The 17,855-nt window shown below is 38.7% G+C and carries 19 protein-coding genes, 1 tRNA gene and 1 riboswitch; of the genes, 7 read left to right on the forward strand and 13 right to left on the reverse strand.

Translation table 11 applies throughout. The features are described from left to right. Window positions 1–30: 30 nt before the first annotated feature. The 4 genes from BME96_RS01570 to BME96_RS01585 all read right to left on the reverse strand — a co-directional run bounded on the left by BME96_RS01570 (window position 31) and on the right by BME96_RS01585 (window position 3,049). Entirely contained in the window at window positions 31–234 is a 204-nt protein-coding gene (locus BME96_RS01570; protein WP_019379062.1) for a hypothetical protein, read from the reverse strand. A 90-nt stretch (window positions 235–324) separates the two neighbouring features. After that, window positions 325–879 (reverse strand): hypothetical protein, encoded by a 555-nt coding sequence (locus BME96_RS01575; protein WP_156035928.1) that lies wholly within the window; start codon window positions 877–879, stop codon window positions 325–327. Between the two features lie 692 nt (window positions 880–1,571). Next, a complete protein-coding gene (locus BME96_RS01580; RefSeq protein ID WP_071648101.1) occupies window positions 1,572–1,991 on the reverse strand; it encodes a universal stress protein in 420 nt (139 codons plus the stop codon). 20 nt (window positions 1,992–2,011) lie between these two features. After that, on the reverse strand, window positions 2,012–3,049 hold the full coding sequence (locus BME96_RS01585) for a YeiH family protein (RefSeq protein ID WP_060681757.1): 1,038 nt from the start codon (window positions 3,047–3,049) through the stop codon (window positions 2,012–2,014). A 126-nt stretch (window positions 3,050–3,175) separates the two neighbouring features. Here BME96_RS01585 and BME96_RS01590 point away from each other — a divergent pair, with 126 nt between their 5' ends. Next, entirely contained in the window at window positions 3,176–4,069 is an 894-nt protein-coding gene (locus tag BME96_RS01590; RefSeq protein ID WP_060681756.1) for a LysR family transcriptional regulator, read from the forward strand. Window positions 4,070–4,145: 76 nt separating this feature from the next. Continuing rightward, the gene (locus BME96_RS01595) at window positions 4,146–4,883 is read left to right on the forward strand and encodes a MerR family transcriptional regulator (RefSeq protein ID WP_071648102.1); all 738 of its coding nucleotides are present in this window, start codon (window positions 4,146–4,148) and stop codon (window positions 4,881–4,883) included. A gap of 80 nt (window positions 4,884–4,963) precedes the next feature. Here BME96_RS01595 and thiE read toward each other — a convergent pair whose 3' ends face one another. The 6 genes from thiE to BME96_RS01625 all read right to left on the reverse strand — a co-directional run bounded on the left by thiE (window position 4,964) and on the right by BME96_RS01625 (window position 9,798). Continuing rightward, window positions 4,964–5,584 carry a thiamine phosphate synthase gene (gene thiE / locus BME96_RS01600; protein ID WP_071648103.1) on the reverse strand — a complete coding sequence of 207 codons (621 nt, stop codon included), beginning with the start codon at window positions 5,582–5,584 and terminating at the stop codon, window positions 4,964–4,966. Next, complete coding sequence (thiM, locus tag BME96_RS01605) at window positions 5,584–6,357, reverse strand: hydroxyethylthiazole kinase (RefSeq protein WP_071648104.1); 774 nt, start codon at window positions 6,355–6,357, stop codon at window positions 5,584–5,586. The genes thiE and thiM overlap by 1 nt, the downstream gene beginning before the upstream one ends. A gap of 97 nt (window positions 6,358–6,454) precedes the next feature. After that, window positions 6,455–7,267: a bifunctional hydroxymethylpyrimidine kinase/phosphomethylpyrimidine kinase gene (gene thiD / locus BME96_RS01610; RefSeq protein ID WP_071648105.1), complete on the reverse strand. Its 813-nt coding sequence runs from the start codon at window positions 7,265–7,267 to the stop codon at window positions 6,455–6,457. A gap of 208 nt (window positions 7,268–7,475) precedes the next feature. Continuing rightward, a complete protein-coding gene (thiW, locus tag BME96_RS01615) occupies window positions 7,476–7,961 on the reverse strand; it encodes an energy coupling factor transporter S component ThiW (protein ID WP_071648106.1) in 486 nt (161 codons plus the stop codon). A gap of 88 nt (window positions 7,962–8,049) precedes the next feature. Further along, a riboswitch (TPP riboswitch) is annotated at window positions 8,050–8,149 on the reverse strand. Between the two features lie 71 nt (window positions 8,150–8,220). Continuing rightward, the gene (locus tag BME96_RS01620) at window positions 8,221–9,354 is read right to left on the reverse strand and encodes a zinc-dependent alcohol dehydrogenase (protein WP_071648107.1); all 1,134 of its coding nucleotides are present in this window, start codon (window positions 9,352–9,354) and stop codon (window positions 8,221–8,223) included. Window positions 9,355–9,725: 371 nt separating this feature from the next. Next, window positions 9,726–9,798 (reverse strand) — tRNA-Ala (locus BME96_RS01625). 118 nt (window positions 9,799–9,916) lie between these two features. Here BME96_RS01625 and BME96_RS01630 point away from each other — a divergent pair. The 4 genes from BME96_RS01630 to BME96_RS01645 all read left to right on the forward strand — a co-directional run bounded on the left by BME96_RS01630 (window position 9,917) and on the right by BME96_RS01645 (window position 13,155). After that, window positions 9,917–10,240, forward strand: a complete 324-nt coding sequence (locus BME96_RS01630; RefSeq protein ID WP_019379074.1) for a DUF4870 domain-containing protein — start codon at window positions 9,917–9,919, stop codon at window positions 10,238–10,240. An 87-nt stretch (window positions 10,241–10,327) separates the two neighbouring features. Further along, complete coding sequence (locus BME96_RS01635) at window positions 10,328–10,594, forward strand: YhdT family protein (RefSeq protein ID WP_019379075.1); 267 nt, start codon at window positions 10,328–10,330, stop codon at window positions 10,592–10,594. Further along, on the forward strand, window positions 10,591–12,027 hold the full coding sequence (panF, locus tag BME96_RS01640; protein WP_071648108.1) for a sodium/pantothenate symporter: 1,437 nt from the start codon (window positions 10,591–10,593) through the stop codon (window positions 12,025–12,027). Before BME96_RS01635 ends, panF begins: the two co-directional genes overlap by 4 nt. Before the next feature lie 111 nt (window positions 12,028–12,138). Beyond that, complete coding sequence (locus BME96_RS01645; protein WP_071648109.1) at window positions 12,139–13,155, forward strand: DUF4097 family beta strand repeat-containing protein; 1,017 nt, start codon at window positions 12,139–12,141, stop codon at window positions 13,153–13,155. Between the two features lie 84 nt (window positions 13,156–13,239). Here the strand turns inward: BME96_RS01645 and BME96_RS01650 are convergent, their stop codons facing one another. Further along, window positions 13,240–15,237 (reverse strand): acetoacetate--CoA ligase, encoded by a 1,998-nt coding sequence (locus BME96_RS01650; RefSeq protein ID WP_071648110.1) that lies wholly within the window; start codon window positions 15,235–15,237, stop codon window positions 13,240–13,242. 124 nt (window positions 15,238–15,361) lie between these two features. Then, window positions 15,362–15,619: a hypothetical protein gene (locus BME96_RS01655; RefSeq protein ID WP_019379079.1), complete on the reverse strand. Its 258-nt coding sequence runs from the start codon at window positions 15,617–15,619 to the stop codon at window positions 15,362–15,364. Window positions 15,620–15,768: 149 nt separating this feature from the next. Here BME96_RS01655 and BME96_RS01660 point away from each other — a divergent pair, with 149 nt between their 5' ends. Further along, window positions 15,769–17,259 carry a BCCT family transporter gene (locus tag BME96_RS01660; RefSeq protein WP_071648111.1) on the forward strand — a complete coding sequence of 497 codons (1,491 nt, stop codon included), beginning with the start codon at window positions 15,769–15,771 and terminating at the stop codon, window positions 17,257–17,259. A gap of 117 nt (window positions 17,260–17,376) precedes the next feature. Here BME96_RS01660 and BME96_RS01665 read toward each other — a convergent pair whose 3' ends face one another. Beyond that, on the reverse strand, window positions 17,377–17,829 hold the full coding sequence (locus BME96_RS01665) for a YueI family protein (protein WP_071648112.1): 453 nt from the start codon (window positions 17,827–17,829) through the stop codon (window positions 17,377–17,379). Window positions 17,830–17,855: the final 26 nt, after the last annotated feature.

Raw genomic sequence — 17,855 nt, forward strand, 5'->3', positions numbered from 1 at the left:
TCACTTTTTATGACTTCACCCTTTATTGAGTTACCTCACCCATTTATTTAATAAAGTTTTTGTAGCAATAACCAGAATGGCAAATGCAAACACAATGACAGCGATAGCCCCAATAGCTACAAGTATATTAACAATCGTTGCAGAGGTAAGAAACGCTGCAGCGACTTCAGTTACGAGGATTAAAGCAAACCCTGCCAAAACAGCTGTTAAAAATAAAACGGCTAATTGATACATAAATAGTAACCTCCTTTCCTTACTACCTTATGAAAAAGTAAGAAAAGGTGACTGTGTGGTCATATAACAAATAATTTTAAAATTTATGAGTTAGTAACATTGATATGATTCAATTTTATCAAGATCTATTCCATAATAAACCCATCTGTATCCTTGCCATCTGTATCCAGCGATTGACCTTCTTCCTACATAGGTTGGGTAGAACCAGAAAGAATCTCTACGTAACCAAATATACGTGTAGCGATAAAAACATCCCCGAATTCCTCCCGGATCTACAGCATACAACTGTACTTGTGGCTGGGTAGGCTGGAAGGATGGAGGTGGCGAACTAGGCGGCCCTTCTGAAGGCTGCTGTCCTGGAGATCCTCCTCCTGGGAATCCTCCAGGCTGCCCAGGGAAACCGCCGCCAGGGTAGCCAGGAAATGATCCTCCGGGCTGTCCTGGGAAACCGCCACCAGGATAGCCGGGGAATGATCCACCGGGTTGCCCTGGGAAACCAGGTGGTGGGTTTCCTGGAAATCCTCCAGGCTGACCTGGGTATTGTTGTTGACCTCCTCCGAAAATTTGATTAAGCATATACCCAGGAAGATTAAATTGTCTATCATCCTCATAATAGTTATTTTCCGGTTCATATTGATAATTCATTCATATATCCTCCTTCAATAAACCCTTCTCTTTACTGTATGGATAGAAGTCTATATATGTATGGGCGATTATCCTAAATAATGTGCAATTTGAAAAATGCCCTGTTACTGCTATTGTTGAAAATTTTAAATGGGGGAGCGCCGAAACTTTGCTGGGTTGTTTATTTACATTCATAGTAGGAGGGGACAATCAGCGGCGGAGCGGAGATAATCCTCCGGAGAGCGAACTAATCGGCAGCAGAGCAGAATAATCCTCCGGAGAGCGAACTAATCGGCAATAGAGCAAGATAATCTTCCTGAGAGCGAACTAATCGGCAGCAGAGCAAGATAATCCTCCGGAGAACAAATTAATCAGCAGTAGAGCAAGATAATCCTCCGGAGAGCGAACTAATCGGCAGCAGAGCAGAATAATCCTCCGGAGAGCGAACTAATCGGCAATAGAGCAAGATAATCTTCCGAAGAACAAAGTAATCGGCAGCAGAGAAAAATAATCCGCCGGGTACATTCGTAAACTAGCTATATTTTGTTCACTATACGTTATTTTCCGAAACGGCCTTTCAAACAACCAAGTTATTTCGTAGTTTATCTATTTTACGAATCACTGAATAACCACCAACATATATTTTTGCACCTAAAAAGCCATATCCGAATAAAATTAGTGTTCGGGTATGGCTTTAATAAGATATAAATATGCTACTTTTTAACAACGAGCACAGGTCGCTCTGCACGCTGAAGCACACCATGTGCAACACTTCCAAGTAATGCCCGGTCAATAATACCTCTCCCGTGGCTTCCTAAAATAATAAGATCCACATCCTGATCCTTCGCGACATCGCAGATAGTCTTGCTTGGATGCCCGCTTTTATGAAGGAAGTGAACATTATTTTGGAAACCAGCGAATTGCTCCTCTGTAGTAGTTTTAATACGTTCAGTAATTTCCTTTTCAGCTTCATCGACCACATCAGGGATGAAGTCATAAGCATAATGATCTTTTGCTGTCACATATAAAACAACTAGTCTTGCTTCTGGCCAAGCCTTCAAGTAGGTTTTCGCCATTTCAGTTGCATGTTCCGAATATGTTGAGCCATCTGTAGCCAAGAGAATTCTGTTCATCTTACTTCCTCCTCTTTAATTTAAATAATGAAAAAGGCTAAAAGAGAAACGAAAATGGATGTAATTGTCATTGCTATAAGTGGCTTCAAAGCCCTTGTACGTAGATCCTGCAGACTAACATTAAGCCCGAGCCCGACCATAGCGGCTGTTAGTAACCAAGCAGTTAATGTATAGACACCTTCCATAACCCCTTCAGATACTGGTAAAGCTTGCCCCTCGCCAAAAACATAGCTTCCTAAAATACTCATTACAATAAATCCAATTAAAAAATAAGGAAAAGCAACTTTATTCTGTTCTTCTCCATTTCCTTTACTTTTTCTCTTCATGAAATAAATGAAGATGAAACAAAGTGGTACGAGTAAAAATACACGACCAAGCTTTGCTAATAATGCAATGGCTAGCGCACTGTCACCTGCTGGTTCTGCAGCGATAGCCACATGGGCAAGTTCATGTAGACTGGTTCCTGACCAGATTCCATAGTCAATTGCATCTAATGGCAGAATTGGTCTTAAAACCGTATAAAGAATGGCGAAAACTGTACCCATTAAAGCAATAATACCCACACCAATGGCGGTATCTTCATCCTTCGCTTTTACAATTGGTGCTACTGCAGCAATTGCAGCTGCTCCACACACGCCTGTGCCAACACCTAATAGTAAGGAAATATTTTTATCTGCTTTGAATACACGAGCCAACCAAACTGTAACTCCAATTGCGAATGCGATAATTAAAGCATCTCGTGCAAGCAGACCTAGACCATCTTGAAATACAGTATCAATATTTAATTTAAGACCATATAAGATTATTGCCAGTCTGAGCAACTTCTTAGTTGAAAATGTAATTCCAGGACGAATCATTTCCGGGTAGCCGAATATCTGCCGATAAGCCACCGCGATAATAATGGCAGATGCCAGTTGTCCTACCTGATTAAAACCTGGCACTTTTGCTAATAAAAATCCTAAAAATGCAATAAAAAAAGTAAATGCTACCCCAGCAATCCACATAGGAAGTGAATTGGGATCTTTTTTTGTATTAATCTGTTGTGCTTCCGTTGCCATAACAACACCTCCTGTTATTAGAATATAACTCCCACAACTATAAGTAAAATAAATTATAATAATAAATACGATAAGTAAAATGTTATAATTAAAACTATAATTCGTTTATACGAAAGGAGAAGCTATATGGATCAACACTTAAAAATCTTTTTAACCGTAGCGGAAATGCAGAATTTCTCCCGGGCGGCTGAAGAGCATCATATGACACAGCCAGCAGTTAGCCAATATATTCGTACATTTGAAGAAATGATCGGCACAAGATTGCTAGAACGAAATAATAAATACGTACGCTTAAATAAAGCAGGTGAAATTGTATATCATCATGGAAAAGAGATACTGGGTTTATATACAAAAATGCAAAATTTAGTTGATGATCTTACAAATAAAGCAAGTGGTCGATTATATATTGGTGCCAGTTATACTTTTGGTGAATATGTACTTCCGCGTATTATCTCCAATCTTCAGGACATCTATCCAGATATTCATCCTGAGATTACGATTGGAAATACTACGAAAATTTCAGATTTGGTAGCTACGAATCAATTAGATGTGGGGATTGTAGAAGGCCAATTTATTGATAAAAAATTAATTGCTGAAGAATTGGCAGAAGATGCAATGGTTGTCGTTGCTTCGGTTAACCATCCATTAGCGAAGAAAAAAGGGGAAATTGTAAGAGCAGATCTGCAGAGGGAGACATGGGTGGTCAGGGAAGAGGGTTCTGGAACAAGAGAAGCAACGGAGAAAGTATTTAGGCAATTTCATTTGTCACCGGAAAAGCTTATGAATTTTAGCAGTACACAACTTATAAAAGAATCAGTAGAGGTTGGATTAGGTATTAGTTTGCTTTCCCAATGGACCATCCAAAAGGAGCTGAAAAATGACGATTTAAAAATTTTGGATGTTGCCGGTTTGCCATTACAACGGAAATTTTCCATCGTAACTAATTCGCGATTTCAAACAAAGGCACTCGAGGTGTTTTTGTCTATTTTGCGTAAAAATAAATTGCTAATGACTTTATAAAAAAATCGTAAAAACATCTTGACTCTAACGTTGCGTTATAGCTTATATTTTTTGTTAAGAAGGGAGGAAAGTTAGAGTGAAAGTAAGTGAAGTAGCTGATTTAGTAGGGATCAGCGTGCGGACGTTACACTATTATGATCAGATTGGTCTCTTAACCCCAGCGTACACAGACTTAACTGGATATCGTGTTTACTCGGATCAGGATCTGGAGAAGCTACAGCAAATATTGTTTTTCAAACAGCTTGATTTTCCGCTAAAGAAAATAAAAGAAATAATGAATGATCCTGATTATGACCAAAACGAGGCATTAGAAATGCAGCGGAATTTACTTTTAGAAAAACGAAATAGATTGGATCAAGTTATTAAAACAATTAACAAATCAATCAGATATAGGAAGGGGGAGGTTACTATGAGTAAGAAGGAAAAATTTGCAGGGTTTGATTTCAGTAAAAATCCTTACGAGGCAGAGGCACGTAAACGTTGGGGCGATAGTACCGTAGATCAAACAAATGAGAAATTAGAGCGTATGAATGCACAGGATAAAAAAGCATTTCAAGACCAATTTAACGATATATACAGAGAATTAGCTGAGATCCGCCATATAGATCCCGCATCTGAAATGGCTCAAAAAGAAATAAAAAAGTGGTATGATTATTTGAATAAAATAGGGAATTACCCACCAACTGTTTTTAAGGGTCTAGGCCAAATGTATGTTGAGGATGAAAGGTTCACTAAGAATATTGACCAATTTGGCGAGGGGTTGGCAGAATTCATGTGTGCTGCCATGGAAGTGTTTGCTGATCGAAATAAATGAACGTATGGGATGAAGGGGGGTAAATCTCTTTCATCCCATATTTCTATAGATTAATAGTCAGTGAGCAAATGTCTTGTCACTTATAAACTTTTTACGGTTTTTTTAATATCCTTTGCAGATGTAATGACAGAAATAACAGCCACACCGTCTGCGCCAGCTTTTATAACTTTATTAGCGTTTTCTGTATTTATTCCCCCAATACCAACGATAGGGAGTTCAGGGAAGTCTTGTCTTAATGATGCTATCCAATCGGTTCCAACCGCTTTTTTTGCATCATCTTTTGTTGTAGTAGCAAAAATGGGTCCAGCTCCAATATAGTCTACAAGATGAAGCGGGCTTGCGTTTACCTCTGCAGAATTAGATACAGATAAACCAAGAATGAAATCAGGATAACGCAAACGAATTTCCTCGACATCTAAATCATCCTGCCCAACATGAATGCCGTCTGCTTGAAGCGATTCTGCCAACTCTATATCATCATTAACGAAAAAAGGAATTTGATTTTCTTTACATATATTTCTAAGTTCTTTTCCAAGTTCAAGCTTAGCTTCACCAGATAAGGAACCGAGACCTTTTTCTCGAAATTGAAATGCCGTGATTCCTCCAGCAATAGCTTCTTTCAAAATTTCACCAGGAGGCATGGAGCAATTTTGACTTCCCATTATAAAGTATTTACGCAGAATTTTATGGATAGAAGTCATTACCTTTCCCTCCTTAATTCTTCTATATCATAGCCGAGCGCATCAATGAAATGTGGTAAAAAAGTGCCCGGGCCCTTTACTTCTTTTTTTGAGTAAGCATATTCAGCAGCAAGACCATAGAATGATACGGCAGTTAAAGCTTGTACTTCTGGTCGCTCTTCTGTAGTAAGACAAGTTGTTACTATAGAACCGAGAAGGCATCCAGCCCCGGTGACTTTTGTTAGAATAGAATGTCCTGTTTTGTTATATAGTAACTCCTCACCATTACAGACGATATCTGTTTCACCTGTGATGATAGCAGTCGTATTGAAGGTGTTCGCAACCTTTAATGCAACCTCTTCAGCGTTACCACTACCTATAGATTCCACTCCCTTTCTATCCCAAGGGATATTTACGAGATAGGCAAGCTCTCCGGCATTTCCCTTAATTGCTGTTACATGAACTACTTTTAGTATTTGTTTTACAATGGAAGATCTAAAAGAACTCGCTCCAACACCTACTGGGTCAAGAACCACAGGTGATCCTTTTTTGTTTGCAGCTCTTCCTGCTTCGATCATTGCAGTGACCTCTTCTTGTTTTATTGTGCCTATATTGAGAAGCACTCCATCTGCAACTGAAGCAATTGTACCAGCATCTTCTGGTGCCTTAGCCATAATTGGTGAACCACCAAATGAGAGCAAACCATTTGCTGTAAAGTTAATAACCACGTTATTTGTTAAATGATGAATTAGTGGTTTCTTTTCCCGAACCTCATTAATAATAGAGAGTTTCATTCTATCTTCCTTTCTCATGTTTAAAGTAATTATAAAAAGTTGGATATAAAAGCTTCCTAAAGTTATAAATTATGCCCTCACTTTAGCGCTAAGTCTGCTAACTATGCTTTATGTGGGCTTCTTCTCGTATAGCCCAATGCTTTGTAGGTCCACTACCAGAACCTAGGGATAAAGAGTGTTTAATTGCTGCAGTAACAAACTCTTTTGATTTTCTTACTGCTTCTATTAAAGAATCTCCTTCGCTTAAATATGCCGTAATCGCCGCAGAATACGTACAACCGGTACCATGTGTATTTTTTGTATTAATACGTTCTGCCGTAAACGTGTGGAATTTGTTGCCGTCATAGAGAAAATCAATTGCTTCCCCTTTCATGTGGCCACCTTTTATCAAGGCTGCGCCAGCACCAAGCTCCTTCACAATATATTCCCCAGCTTGTTTCATGTCCTCAGTAGAGGTTATTTTTTTTCCGGTAATAAACTCAGTCTCTGGTATGTTAGGTGTAACGACTGCAGTTAGTGGTAATAAATGTTCTTTAAGAAATATACGTGCTTCTTGATTTATAAGTGCATCTCCACTAGTTGCTACCATCACCGGGTCCATTACATAGGGTACGTTCAAGTGTGAGACCTTCTTTTCTATGACTTGCATCATGTCTATATTTGCAATCATTCCCGTTTTAAAAGCATGAACGGGCATATCCGATAACACAGAATCCAATTGCTGTTCAATCATGCTGAGAGGTAAATGATGAATGTCCTGTACGCCTGTCGTATTCTGGGCTACGATTGAAGTAAGTACTGACATGCCATATATTTGCAGTTCCTGAAATGTTTTCAGATCAGCTTGGATGCCAGCTCCACCTGAAGGATCTGTGCCTGCGATTGTAAGTGCACATGCTACTTTACTCATAAAATATCACCATCTTTTCTAAATTTTTAAGGACTGGTTCTTATAATCGTTTTGTAAATAATTACGCATAATGGAAGCACAGATGATTTAATAAAGGGCATTCTGTACGTGTAACTGTAATTATTAAAAATGATAGTCTTCAAGTTGGCCCCATACATTTTTAAAAGGAAAATTTAATAAGAGTTAGATCGCAGCAAAATATGTATGCTTATACCTGAAGCACATGTCTTTGCTTCACACGGATGACGATAAACCATCCTATAAGGGCACCCGTGACACTACTTACAAGAAATGGTGGCATAAAAAAGAATGCTCCGACCGAAGTTCCTAGCAATACTTTTGAGAAAGGAACGGCAAATAAAGAGCCGATAATCCCAGTACCAATTGCTTCTCCCACTGCGGCCCATGCTTTTTTTCCAAATTTACGATAAAGATATCCGGCTAAAAAGGCGCCGATCATTCCCCCAGGAAAAGCGAGCAATGTACCAAGTCCAAGCATATTTCGTAGAAGCCCAATCATAAATGCAATACCAACAGCTGGACCGGGGCCAAGTAATACGGCTGCCATCACATTAACCGCGTGCTGTACAGGATAGGCCTTTGCCACACCGGCAGGAAACCAGAGTAGTTGAGAACCTATTGTACCAATGGCTACAAATACGGCCATGGTAGTTAATGTACGAGTTTTATTCATTTATACAACCTCCCTTCTTTAATGGTAAAAAGGATATAAAAAAGCCAGACCCATAAGATGGACCTGGCTTCGGAAGATTGGACTATAGATAAATTATCCACTACTTCCCTCCGCTGGTATTAACCAGATCAGGTCCATAAGGGTCGGAACTTTCCTCTCAGCCCAGTCGGGCACCCCTAGTAGTACAAGTTTTATTAAATTGTTTGACAATTCATAGTATAACAGGATATTTATATTTTGTCATTCCATCCGTGATATTCTATGGTTTGAAAATAACTTTAATACTATTATCTTCTTTTCTATCAAAAATATCATATGCTTTTTCAGCATCATCCAGTTTCATTTTGTGTGTGATGATGTCTGTTGGATCGAACTTGTTATTTTCAATCATTTCATATAGTTTTGGCATAAGATGAATGACAGGTGCTTGTCCCATTTTCAAGGAGACATTGCGTGTGAAGAAGTCACCCAATGGAAAATTATTTCCGTCCGTAGCATATACACCAGTCAATTGAACTGTACCAAACTTACGTACAGCCTGGGAAGCAGTGATAATTGGACTGATGGTACCAAACTGATTGTCCATTTCCGATCCAAATTCCGTTTCTGGTGGGACTGTACCATCCATGCCAACACAATCGATAACGACTTCAGCTCCACCTTTCGTTTCTTCATGGAGGAGCTTGCCGATTTCTTTATGATTTTTAAAATTGTATGTTTCGACACTATTTGTTTTTTCTGCATGCTTAAGTCGGTAATCTACTTGATCGACAGCAATTACTCTTTTTGCCCCTTTTAGCCAAGCAAATTTCTGCGCCATTAAACCAATTGGTCCTGCGCCGAGGATAACTGCTGTATCTCCTTTTTTCAAGCCACTATGCTCTACACTCCAATAAGCGGTTGGTAGGACGTCAGATAAAAACATTACCTGCTCATCGTCTAGCTCACTGGAATCAGGTACCTTAAATGAGGTGAAATCAGCATAGGGTACTCTTAGATATTCTGCTTGTCCTCCTGGGAAATTCCCATTTGGTTCGGCAAAACCGAAAAGGCCGCCAACTTCACCATGAGGGTTAGAGTTATCACATTGGCTTTCCATTTGGTTTTTACAGAAAAAGCATTCGCCGCAACCTATATTAAAAGGGATGACTACTCGGTCTCCTTTTTTGAGGTTACTAACTTGGGAGCCTACTTCCTCTACAATACCCATTGGCTCATGTCCAACTACATAATCATTTTCCGGGACAATTCCACCATGATATAGGTGAAGATCTGAACCACAAATACCACTTGCAGTAATTCGTACAATCATATCCGTTGGTTCTTGAACGTCTGGAGCTTTCACATCCTTTGCTATCATGGATTTTTTACCTTGAAAAGTAACTGCCTTCATGCTGTCACATCCTTTTATAATTATATACAGACTATAACCGCATTTTTGAAAACTAAAACACCATGCTATAGGGAAAGTACGTAAGACCCCTGAAGGGAAAAGGCATTAATCAGCAGGAAAGCAGGGGAATCTGCCGGGGCAGGAATTAATCAGCAGCAGAGCAGGGGAATTCTCCGTAGAAGAAATAAATCGCCAGCAGAGCAGGAGAATCCACGGAGATATTTAGGAACTAGTTTGCTTGAGTATATATTTGTCCAAATTGGCCGATTATAATCACATCAAAAGTTACTTTGTTTGAATAACCGCAACATATATATTAGAGACATTAAAACGACAAAAAAAGAAGCCATATATGGCTTCTTTTTATAAGATGGAGCATAGCGGGCTCGAACCGCTGACCTCTTGTCTGCCAGACAAGCGCTCTCCCAGCTGAGCTAATGCCCCGAGTACATAAAAGATTATATACGTATTTGAATTAGTTTTCAAGTATAAATAACAATTTTAACTTCTTCTAATATTCTATAGTTATGTATTATAATTGCAAGAAAGGAGGTAAGACAATATGCCTACAGAAGATGACCGCTTATTTTCCATGCTTATTTATGTTTTAAGCTTTCCATTCCCCGTGTTGGGCCCTTTGCTTATTTGGTTGTTCAAGAGAGAAGAATCAGAATTTGTGGATTATCATGGGAAGGAATATTTTAACTTCCTAGTCTCTTTTACTATTTATGGCATTATAAGTGGAATATTAGTTTTGATTCTAATTGGTATCCTAATGTTAATTATACTTGGGATAATTGTGTTTATCCTAACTATCGTTGCAGCTGTAAAAGCCTACCAGGGAGAAAAGTATAGGTTTCCACTGACCATTCATTTTATAAAATAGAAGGAGAGCCATGCTGGTTCTCTTTTTTCTTTGCCTTATTTACGTTATATTTATATTAATTTATTTATTATATAAGGAGAGTTAGCCATGCGGGAAAAAGAAGAGCAATTTAAGGTTGCGCATAGAGAAGCATTAATTGGCGTTGGCTTGGTTATTTTTAACTTTATTTGGTGGTATGGTTTTGCCTATGGAATGGGAAGTAAGAAGCCAGAAGAATATACCTATGTATTTGGGTTACCTGCCTGGTTTTTTTACAGCTGTGTCCTTGGGTTTATTGTCATGGCTATATTAGTCACGGTAGTTGTGAAGAAGTTCTTTGTAGAGATCCCATTTGAAGAGGAGCCGGAGAAATGAATTGGCAAGCACTCGTACCGTTAATCGGAATTCTATTAATTATTTTTGCTGTTGGGGTTTGGGCTGGTAAATCCCTCCGTTCCTCGACTTCCTTTCTGCAGGATTACTTTCTTGGAGGCAGAAGTATGGGCGGCTTTCTACTTGCTATGACGATGACTGCTACTTATGGAAGTGCCAGCAGCTTTATCGGTGGGCCTGGAACTGCCTATACCCAAGGTTTAGGTTGGGTTTTATTAGCAATGACTCAAGTGGCAACAGGATATTTTGTACTTATGATTCTTGGTAAGAAGTTTGCTATTGTCACCCGGCAATATAATGCTTTAACATTGGTTGACTTTTTAAAAGAAAGGTATCAGTCCAAGTGGGTAGTTTTACTTTCTGCTATTAGCATTATTATCTTTTTATTTTCTGCGATGGCAGCCCAATGGATTGGTGGAGCAAGGTTAATTGAATCACTGACTGGAATTAGTTATACAAGTGCACTGTTTATTTTTGCTTTATCTGTGTTGATCTATGTAACCGTAGGAGGGTTTCGTGCTGTCGCTTTAACGGATGCAATTCAAGGGAGTATTATGTTTGTTGGAACCTTAATCTTACTTATAGCCGTCATTATAGCAGGCGGAGGGATTACCTCCATCATTACAGATTTAAGGGTAGAAAATCCAAATCTGATTACTCCTTTTGGCGCTGAGGGTACACTAACCCCTGCATATGTTTCTTCCTTTTGGCTATTGGTAGGAGTGGGGGTGGTCGCATTGCCTCAAATAGCTGTGCGGGCAATGTCATACAAAAATTCCCGTTCCATGCATCGTGCCATTATAATAGGCACAGTAGTGGTTGGTGTGATTATGCTGAATATGCATTTAATTGGTGTTTTTGCCAGACCGATTTTGCCAGGAATAGAGGTAGGGGATAAAGTAATGCCTTTAATTGCATTAGAGGTAATGCCCGCTTGGCTTGCAGGTATCGTTTTAGCGGCTCCGATGGCTGCTATTATGTCCACTGTAGATTCACTCTTATTACTGGTGAGTTCTACCTTAGTGAAGGATATTTATCTCAATTATGTTCAACCAAATGCATCAAATGAACGAGTAAAGCGATTAAGCTTTGGAATTACTGCTCTTTTAGGAATCTTCGTCTTCATTATGGCTTTAGATCCTCCAAATTTAATTATTTGGTTAAACCTGTTTGCGTTTGGTGGCTTGGAGGCTGCATTTATCTGGCCAATTGTAATGGGCTTATACTGGAAGAAGGGGAATAAATATGGTGCTTTAGCATCGATGGTTTCTGGTGTAGCATTATACATATTGTCAGATCAGTTTTTCCCTCAGCCATTTGGAATGCACTCCGTCGTATTACCTGTATTCATCTCGTTTGTATTTTATGTAGTGGTAAGTATAATGACAGACCGAAGATTATCTGCTAACTTATAGAGAATAAAATCAGTCTTTGGTCGGAGATAGAATACGTCGGTAGCTACTTTATTGCTTGAATGTAACTAGTGTAAGGTAGGACTAACGATAAATCGAGATGGAGGGGTAAGAGTGGCTAATTTTATAAAAACGGTAAAAAATCATGTGGAATATGGTAGTACTACAGAACAGTGGACGATTAATATAGATAAACTAAGTAAAATAAGAGTAGAAACAGAGGAGGCGAAGATAGCAGTTATAATTCAAGACACCCCTGGAATAGAAGTTGTCTTAGAAACATACGAGGGTGGGCCTGAGTTATCTACTAACCTGACGAAGGATGAACTCGAAATAAAAGCACTTTCTACTAAGCAAACTTTTTTGCGCAAAAAACATAATTGCCGGCTTATACTTTTCGTCTCATCCTCTATTGCAGACAATTGGGAGCTTCTTACAAGCTCAGGTGATGTGCATCTTACTCAACTTGTAACAAATATACTGAAATGTAGGACTAGCTCAGGGGAGATCCTATGTCAGCAATTAACAACAAAAGAAACACATCTAAAAACTTCTTCCGGAGATATCACTTTCTCCGTATTGGAAGATCAGAACAATGTAGAGAATTCTGGTGCTCCTTCTGGTGATACGTATTTATCTACTAGTTCAGGAGACGTTAAGATAGAAAAGATTAAAGGAAGAAAGTTAAGAATTAAAACATCATCTGGAGATATTCACCTCCATAATCTCTTAATGCATGAGGCTACCTTACACAGTTCCTCCGGAGATATGACCGGGGAAGATATTTGTTTGGAAAAGTTGCTTTTCACTTCATCCTCCGGGAACTTTTTGATCAAAGAGGTTTCTGGACAACTGCAAGGATCGACTAGTTCCGGTGATGTTAAAGTAACAATTGTAGAACAGGCACCGTTAGAAATTGGGACAAGCAGTGGGGATATAAGCATTGGTTTTCTCAGTTCTATTTTGGACGGGAAGATTAGAGTTGAAACAGGTAGCGGAGAAATCAAAACTAATTTAGTGATGGATATAGAGAAACAAGAAAGCAATTGTTTAGAAGGAAAAATAGGACAAGCACGAACCGTGTACCAAATGAAAGCAAGATCAGGAGATGTGTACATTTATGAAATATAAATAAGACACGAGCCTATAGAAGGGTTCGTGTCTTATTATTTGTGAATTATATATAAAGGCAGCTACTAAGGGCTCTGCAAAAATCTATGAATCTTTATCCATTGCTAATTTGTCTTCCGCAAATTCGATAAAATAGTTTAAGGAGGCTTCATTACTAAGTGCGCCTTTATTTACTACTTCATCAACTCTTTTTCCCATTAGTATTTTTTTAACAGGAACTTCTAATTTTTTCCCATTTAGAGTTTTAGGTAAATCATACACTTCAAAAAAATCGGTGGGAACATGACGTGGGGAGCATTGTGTACGAATGTGATTCTTTAATTTCTTAATCGTTTCCTCCGTAAGTGTATATCCTTTTTTCATAACAACGAATAAAGGTGTAAATGAATCACCATTTTCGTTAGGAATATCTACAATTAAACTATCGGCAACTTCTTCAACCTGATCTACAGCACGATAGATTTCACTTGTACCGATGCGGATTCCGCCTCGGTTAATGGTAGCATCTGAACGACCATAAATAACACAGGTTTCCCGATCAGTAATTTTTAAATAATCTCCATGACACCAGATACCGGAATACATATCAAAATAACTATCTTTTAGACGTTCGCCATTTTTGTCTCCCCAAAAATATATTGGCATAGAAGGGAAGGGTTCGGTTAAGACTAGCTCTCCGACTTCGTTAATTAGTGGTTCTCCTTTGTCATCATAGCTTTCAATTTTTGCACCAAGTCCCCGACACTGTAGCTCGCCAGCATAGACAGGCAATATAGGTGCACCAAGAATGAAAGCAGTGCACACGTCCGTCCCGCCACTTGCCGAGGCGATCCATATATCACTTTTAATATTTTCATAGCACCATTGGAAGCCTTCAGGTGGAAGCGGTGATCCAGTGGAACTAATACACTTCAAATTACTTAAATCATAATCAGCACCAGGGTGTATTTCGTCCTTCATGCAGGCGGTAATGTAGCTGGCGCTTGTACCGAAGACTGTCATTTTTGTTTCTTCGGCAAATTCCCAAAGCATGTTCTTGTCGGGGAAAGCTGGATTCCCATCATATAATAAGATAGTACTTCCGGTTAACAAACCTCCAACTAGAAAATTCCACATCATCCATCCTGTGGTAGTAAACCAAAAGAAACGATCGTTTTCTCCAAGATCGGCATGGAAAGTCAATGCTTTTAAATGTTCAAGCAAAATCCCGCCTTGACTCTGAACAATTGGTTTTGGCTTGCCGGTTGTGCCGGAAGAAAATAAAATCCATAAAGGATCATTGAAGGGCACATGCACATAGTCTAATTTTTGATTTTCTTGGTCTTGGAGAGCCGTCTCCCATAACGTAACATTTTTTAGTTTTGAAAAATCCGCATTTGCGTTTAGGTATGGAATCCCAATGGTTGCTTCTAAAGTAGGTAGTTCTGCTTGAATTTGTTCTACTACCTTACTTCGGTCAAATCGCTTTCCACCATAACTATATCCATCTACAGTGAACATTACTTTAGGTTCGATTTGTTTAAACCGGTCAATAACACTCTGTGTGCCAAAGTCAGGAGAGGCACTGGACCAGATTGCTCCAAGACTCGCTGTAGCAAGAAAAGCAATAACAGTTTCATAGATATTTGATACATAGGCAACCACTCGGTCACCCTTTTTCACCCCTAGTTCCATTAGCTTTTTTTGTATGGAAGCGGTTTGCTGATAGAGCTGCTGCCACGTAATTTCTGCTGTCTCTCTAATCTCCGAACGGTGTATAATAGCAGCTTTATTGTTTTTTCTATTTCTAAAAATATGCTCTGTATAATTTATATTGGCTTCAGGGAACCACTTTGCCCCTGGCATTTGATGTGTTGATAGTATTTTTTGATAGGGAGTCTGTGATTGTATTTGGAAATATTCCCACTGTGATTTCCAAAATTCTTCTACTTCTGCAACAGACCATTGCCAAAGAGAGGAATAATCGTTAAATTGCTTTTCATTGTTTTGTTTTAACCAATCCATATAGGCGTATATATTGGAATTTTTTATTCGGCCCTCTGTTGGCTCCCATAGCAATGTTCCTTCCTCTACGTGTTTCATCATATCCCTCCCGAATGTATTAACACTATTATATGAAACCGTTTTCTGCGTGTAAAGAAAAGAAAGTGGGGTGACAAGGGAAGAAAAGTAGAACTCTTCAAAATAGAAGAGTTCTAAAAAAGAATTATCCGTTCGATCGCTTTTGATATTGTGCGAACTTTAAAAATGTATTTTCGTCTTCAATAAGCCCACAGGATCCACATTGAACTCGATAGGAGGGACCATTATAGCTCATATGAAAAACCTCCACATTTTCATTTGTATACTCTTTTAGCACTTCACCAGTTTGCGGATCCAACTTAACAGGCTTTGCGGTTTGTTCAATAATGTTAAATCTTGAACTGTTTGTTTTGCAATTAGGACAACGATACGGTTCATTCATAAAAAACACCTCCATAGATAATACTTATTTTGTGAAGAAACAGAAAAAAGATGTATACAGAAGTAAATTTTGGTTTTAACTACTTGTATTTTGGGTATATAAATTGCTAGTGTAGGTATTTGTACATAAAAAATTATAGAGGTGAAGGGATGAAGAATGTAAGCAGGGTATTTTGGTATTCCATTTTGATCTGTGCTGCCATTGTCGTATATGGTTCAATAGCACCGAAGCAATTGGAAGCCTTTACGAGTGAAGTTACTACGAGTATTTCTGTTAATTTTGGATGGTATTATTTACTTATTGTAATGCTCATGCTAATTTTTTGTATTTACTTAGTTTTTTCTCGATATGGAAATATTCGATTAGGAAAAGAAGGGGAGAAGCCTGAATTCAGTTTGCCATCTTGGTTTGCTATGTTATTTAGTGCAGGAATGGGTATTGGATTGGTTTTTTGGACAACAGCAGAGCCGATTTCCCATGCATTTACGAGCACACCGGGGGCAGAGGCGGGTTCGGATGCCGCAATAAAAGAAGGATTAAAGTATTCCTTTTTTCATTGGGGTTTGCATGCATGGGCGGTATATGGACTTGTGGCATTAGTCCTTGCTTATTTTAAGTTCCATCGTGACTCTCCTGGATTAATTAGTGCCACGCTAGTTCCCTTATTTGGTGAAAAGAGCATGCGGGGAGCTGCAGGAAAGATCATTGATACACTTGCTGTAGTGGCAACTGTAATTGGGGTAGCAGCTACACTTGGGTTTGGTTCTGCCCAAATATCTGGTGGTTTTGCTTTCTTGTTTGGTACGCCTGAAACTTTCTCCGTACAATTGTTAATTATTGTAATTGCTACTATTTTGTTTATTATTTCTGCATGGTCTGGTATCGGAAGAGGAATCAGATATTTAAGTAATACTAATATGGTAATTGCGATTATTTTATTGATTATGCTATTTATCGCTGGCCCAACGCTTTATATCTTAAATATGTTTACAACAACGCTTGGAAGCTATGTATCAGACTTTTTTGACATGAGCTTACGTTTGGCTCCACTGAATAATGAAAATAGAGGCTGGATTAATAGCTGGACGATATTTTATTGGGCATGGTGGATATCTTGGGCTCCATTTGTGGGGGTATTTATTGCAAGAATATCGAGGGGAAGAACAGTAAAGGAATTTTTAATTGGGGTACTGCTAGTTCCAAGTATCATTTGCTTTATCTTCTTCTCTGTATTCGGCGTGTCTGCGTTGAATCTTGAACAAAATGGAATAGCAAAAATTTCCGAACTAACATTGGAAACATCTACGTTTGGTGTTCTGGCTGAATATCCGTTAGGTTTTATTATGTCCTTAATTACCATCGTTGTCGTTGCTATTTTCTTTGTAACTTCAGCTGATTCAGCGACATTCGTACTAGGTATGCTGAGTACGGATGGTCTGCTTAACCCGGCAAACTCAGTTAAAATTATGTGGGGACTTGCCCAGTCTGCTGTAGCAGCTATTATTGTTTATTTTGGTGGAACACAGGGACTGCAAAACATGCTCATTATTGCAGCATTGCCTTTCTCCATTGTTATGTTGCTCATGGGGGCTTCCTTCTTTAAGGCAGTTAGAGAGGAAGCCGGCCCTCACAGGAAATAAATTTTTAACGAACTGTACAGAAAACGTTTAAAAGGGCAGGGAGCTGCTACGTATTATTGCGAACAAGCTCCCTGCCTTTTTTAGTTATATTAGCTTTTAACAAGACAAGTAAAATCGTTAATCTGTCTTAAATAGACGGCTTATTTTTTTGATGAAAGAAGGCTTAGCGGTTTCGTTCTCTTTTTTTTCTTTAACACTTTCTTCTTCTTCAATAAAAATGTTTTCCTTTTCTACTGCATAATCATAGGCAAGTACAGCGCCAATATTTGTATCTTCTTCCTCGTTCGTCACGGTAGTATAGGAAATGTTGTATTTTTCTGCCAAGGCTTTTTCTTCCTTTAAAAAGCGATGGGATACATGCCCGTTTATTAAGAGTTGTGCATCTTTATTCTCTTTCATTGCTTCTTCCAGTTTTTTAAGTCCCTTGTCAGACATCACCTGTCCTTTTGTAAGAGCGAGTACAATTCTTTCTCTTAGAGTGCCAAGGTATTGCTTTCTTTCTGCTTCTTTTGGTCTGCGGGCACCATATATACCTTCTGTTAAATAATCATCCACATCTTTTGGGGCCATAATAAAACCTCACTTCCACTAAGTAA

Source organism: Virgibacillus halodenitrificans, assembly GCF_001878675.1.
GTDB lineage: Bacteria > Bacillota > Bacilli > Bacillales > Amphibacillaceae > Virgibacillus_Q > Virgibacillus_Q halodenitrificans.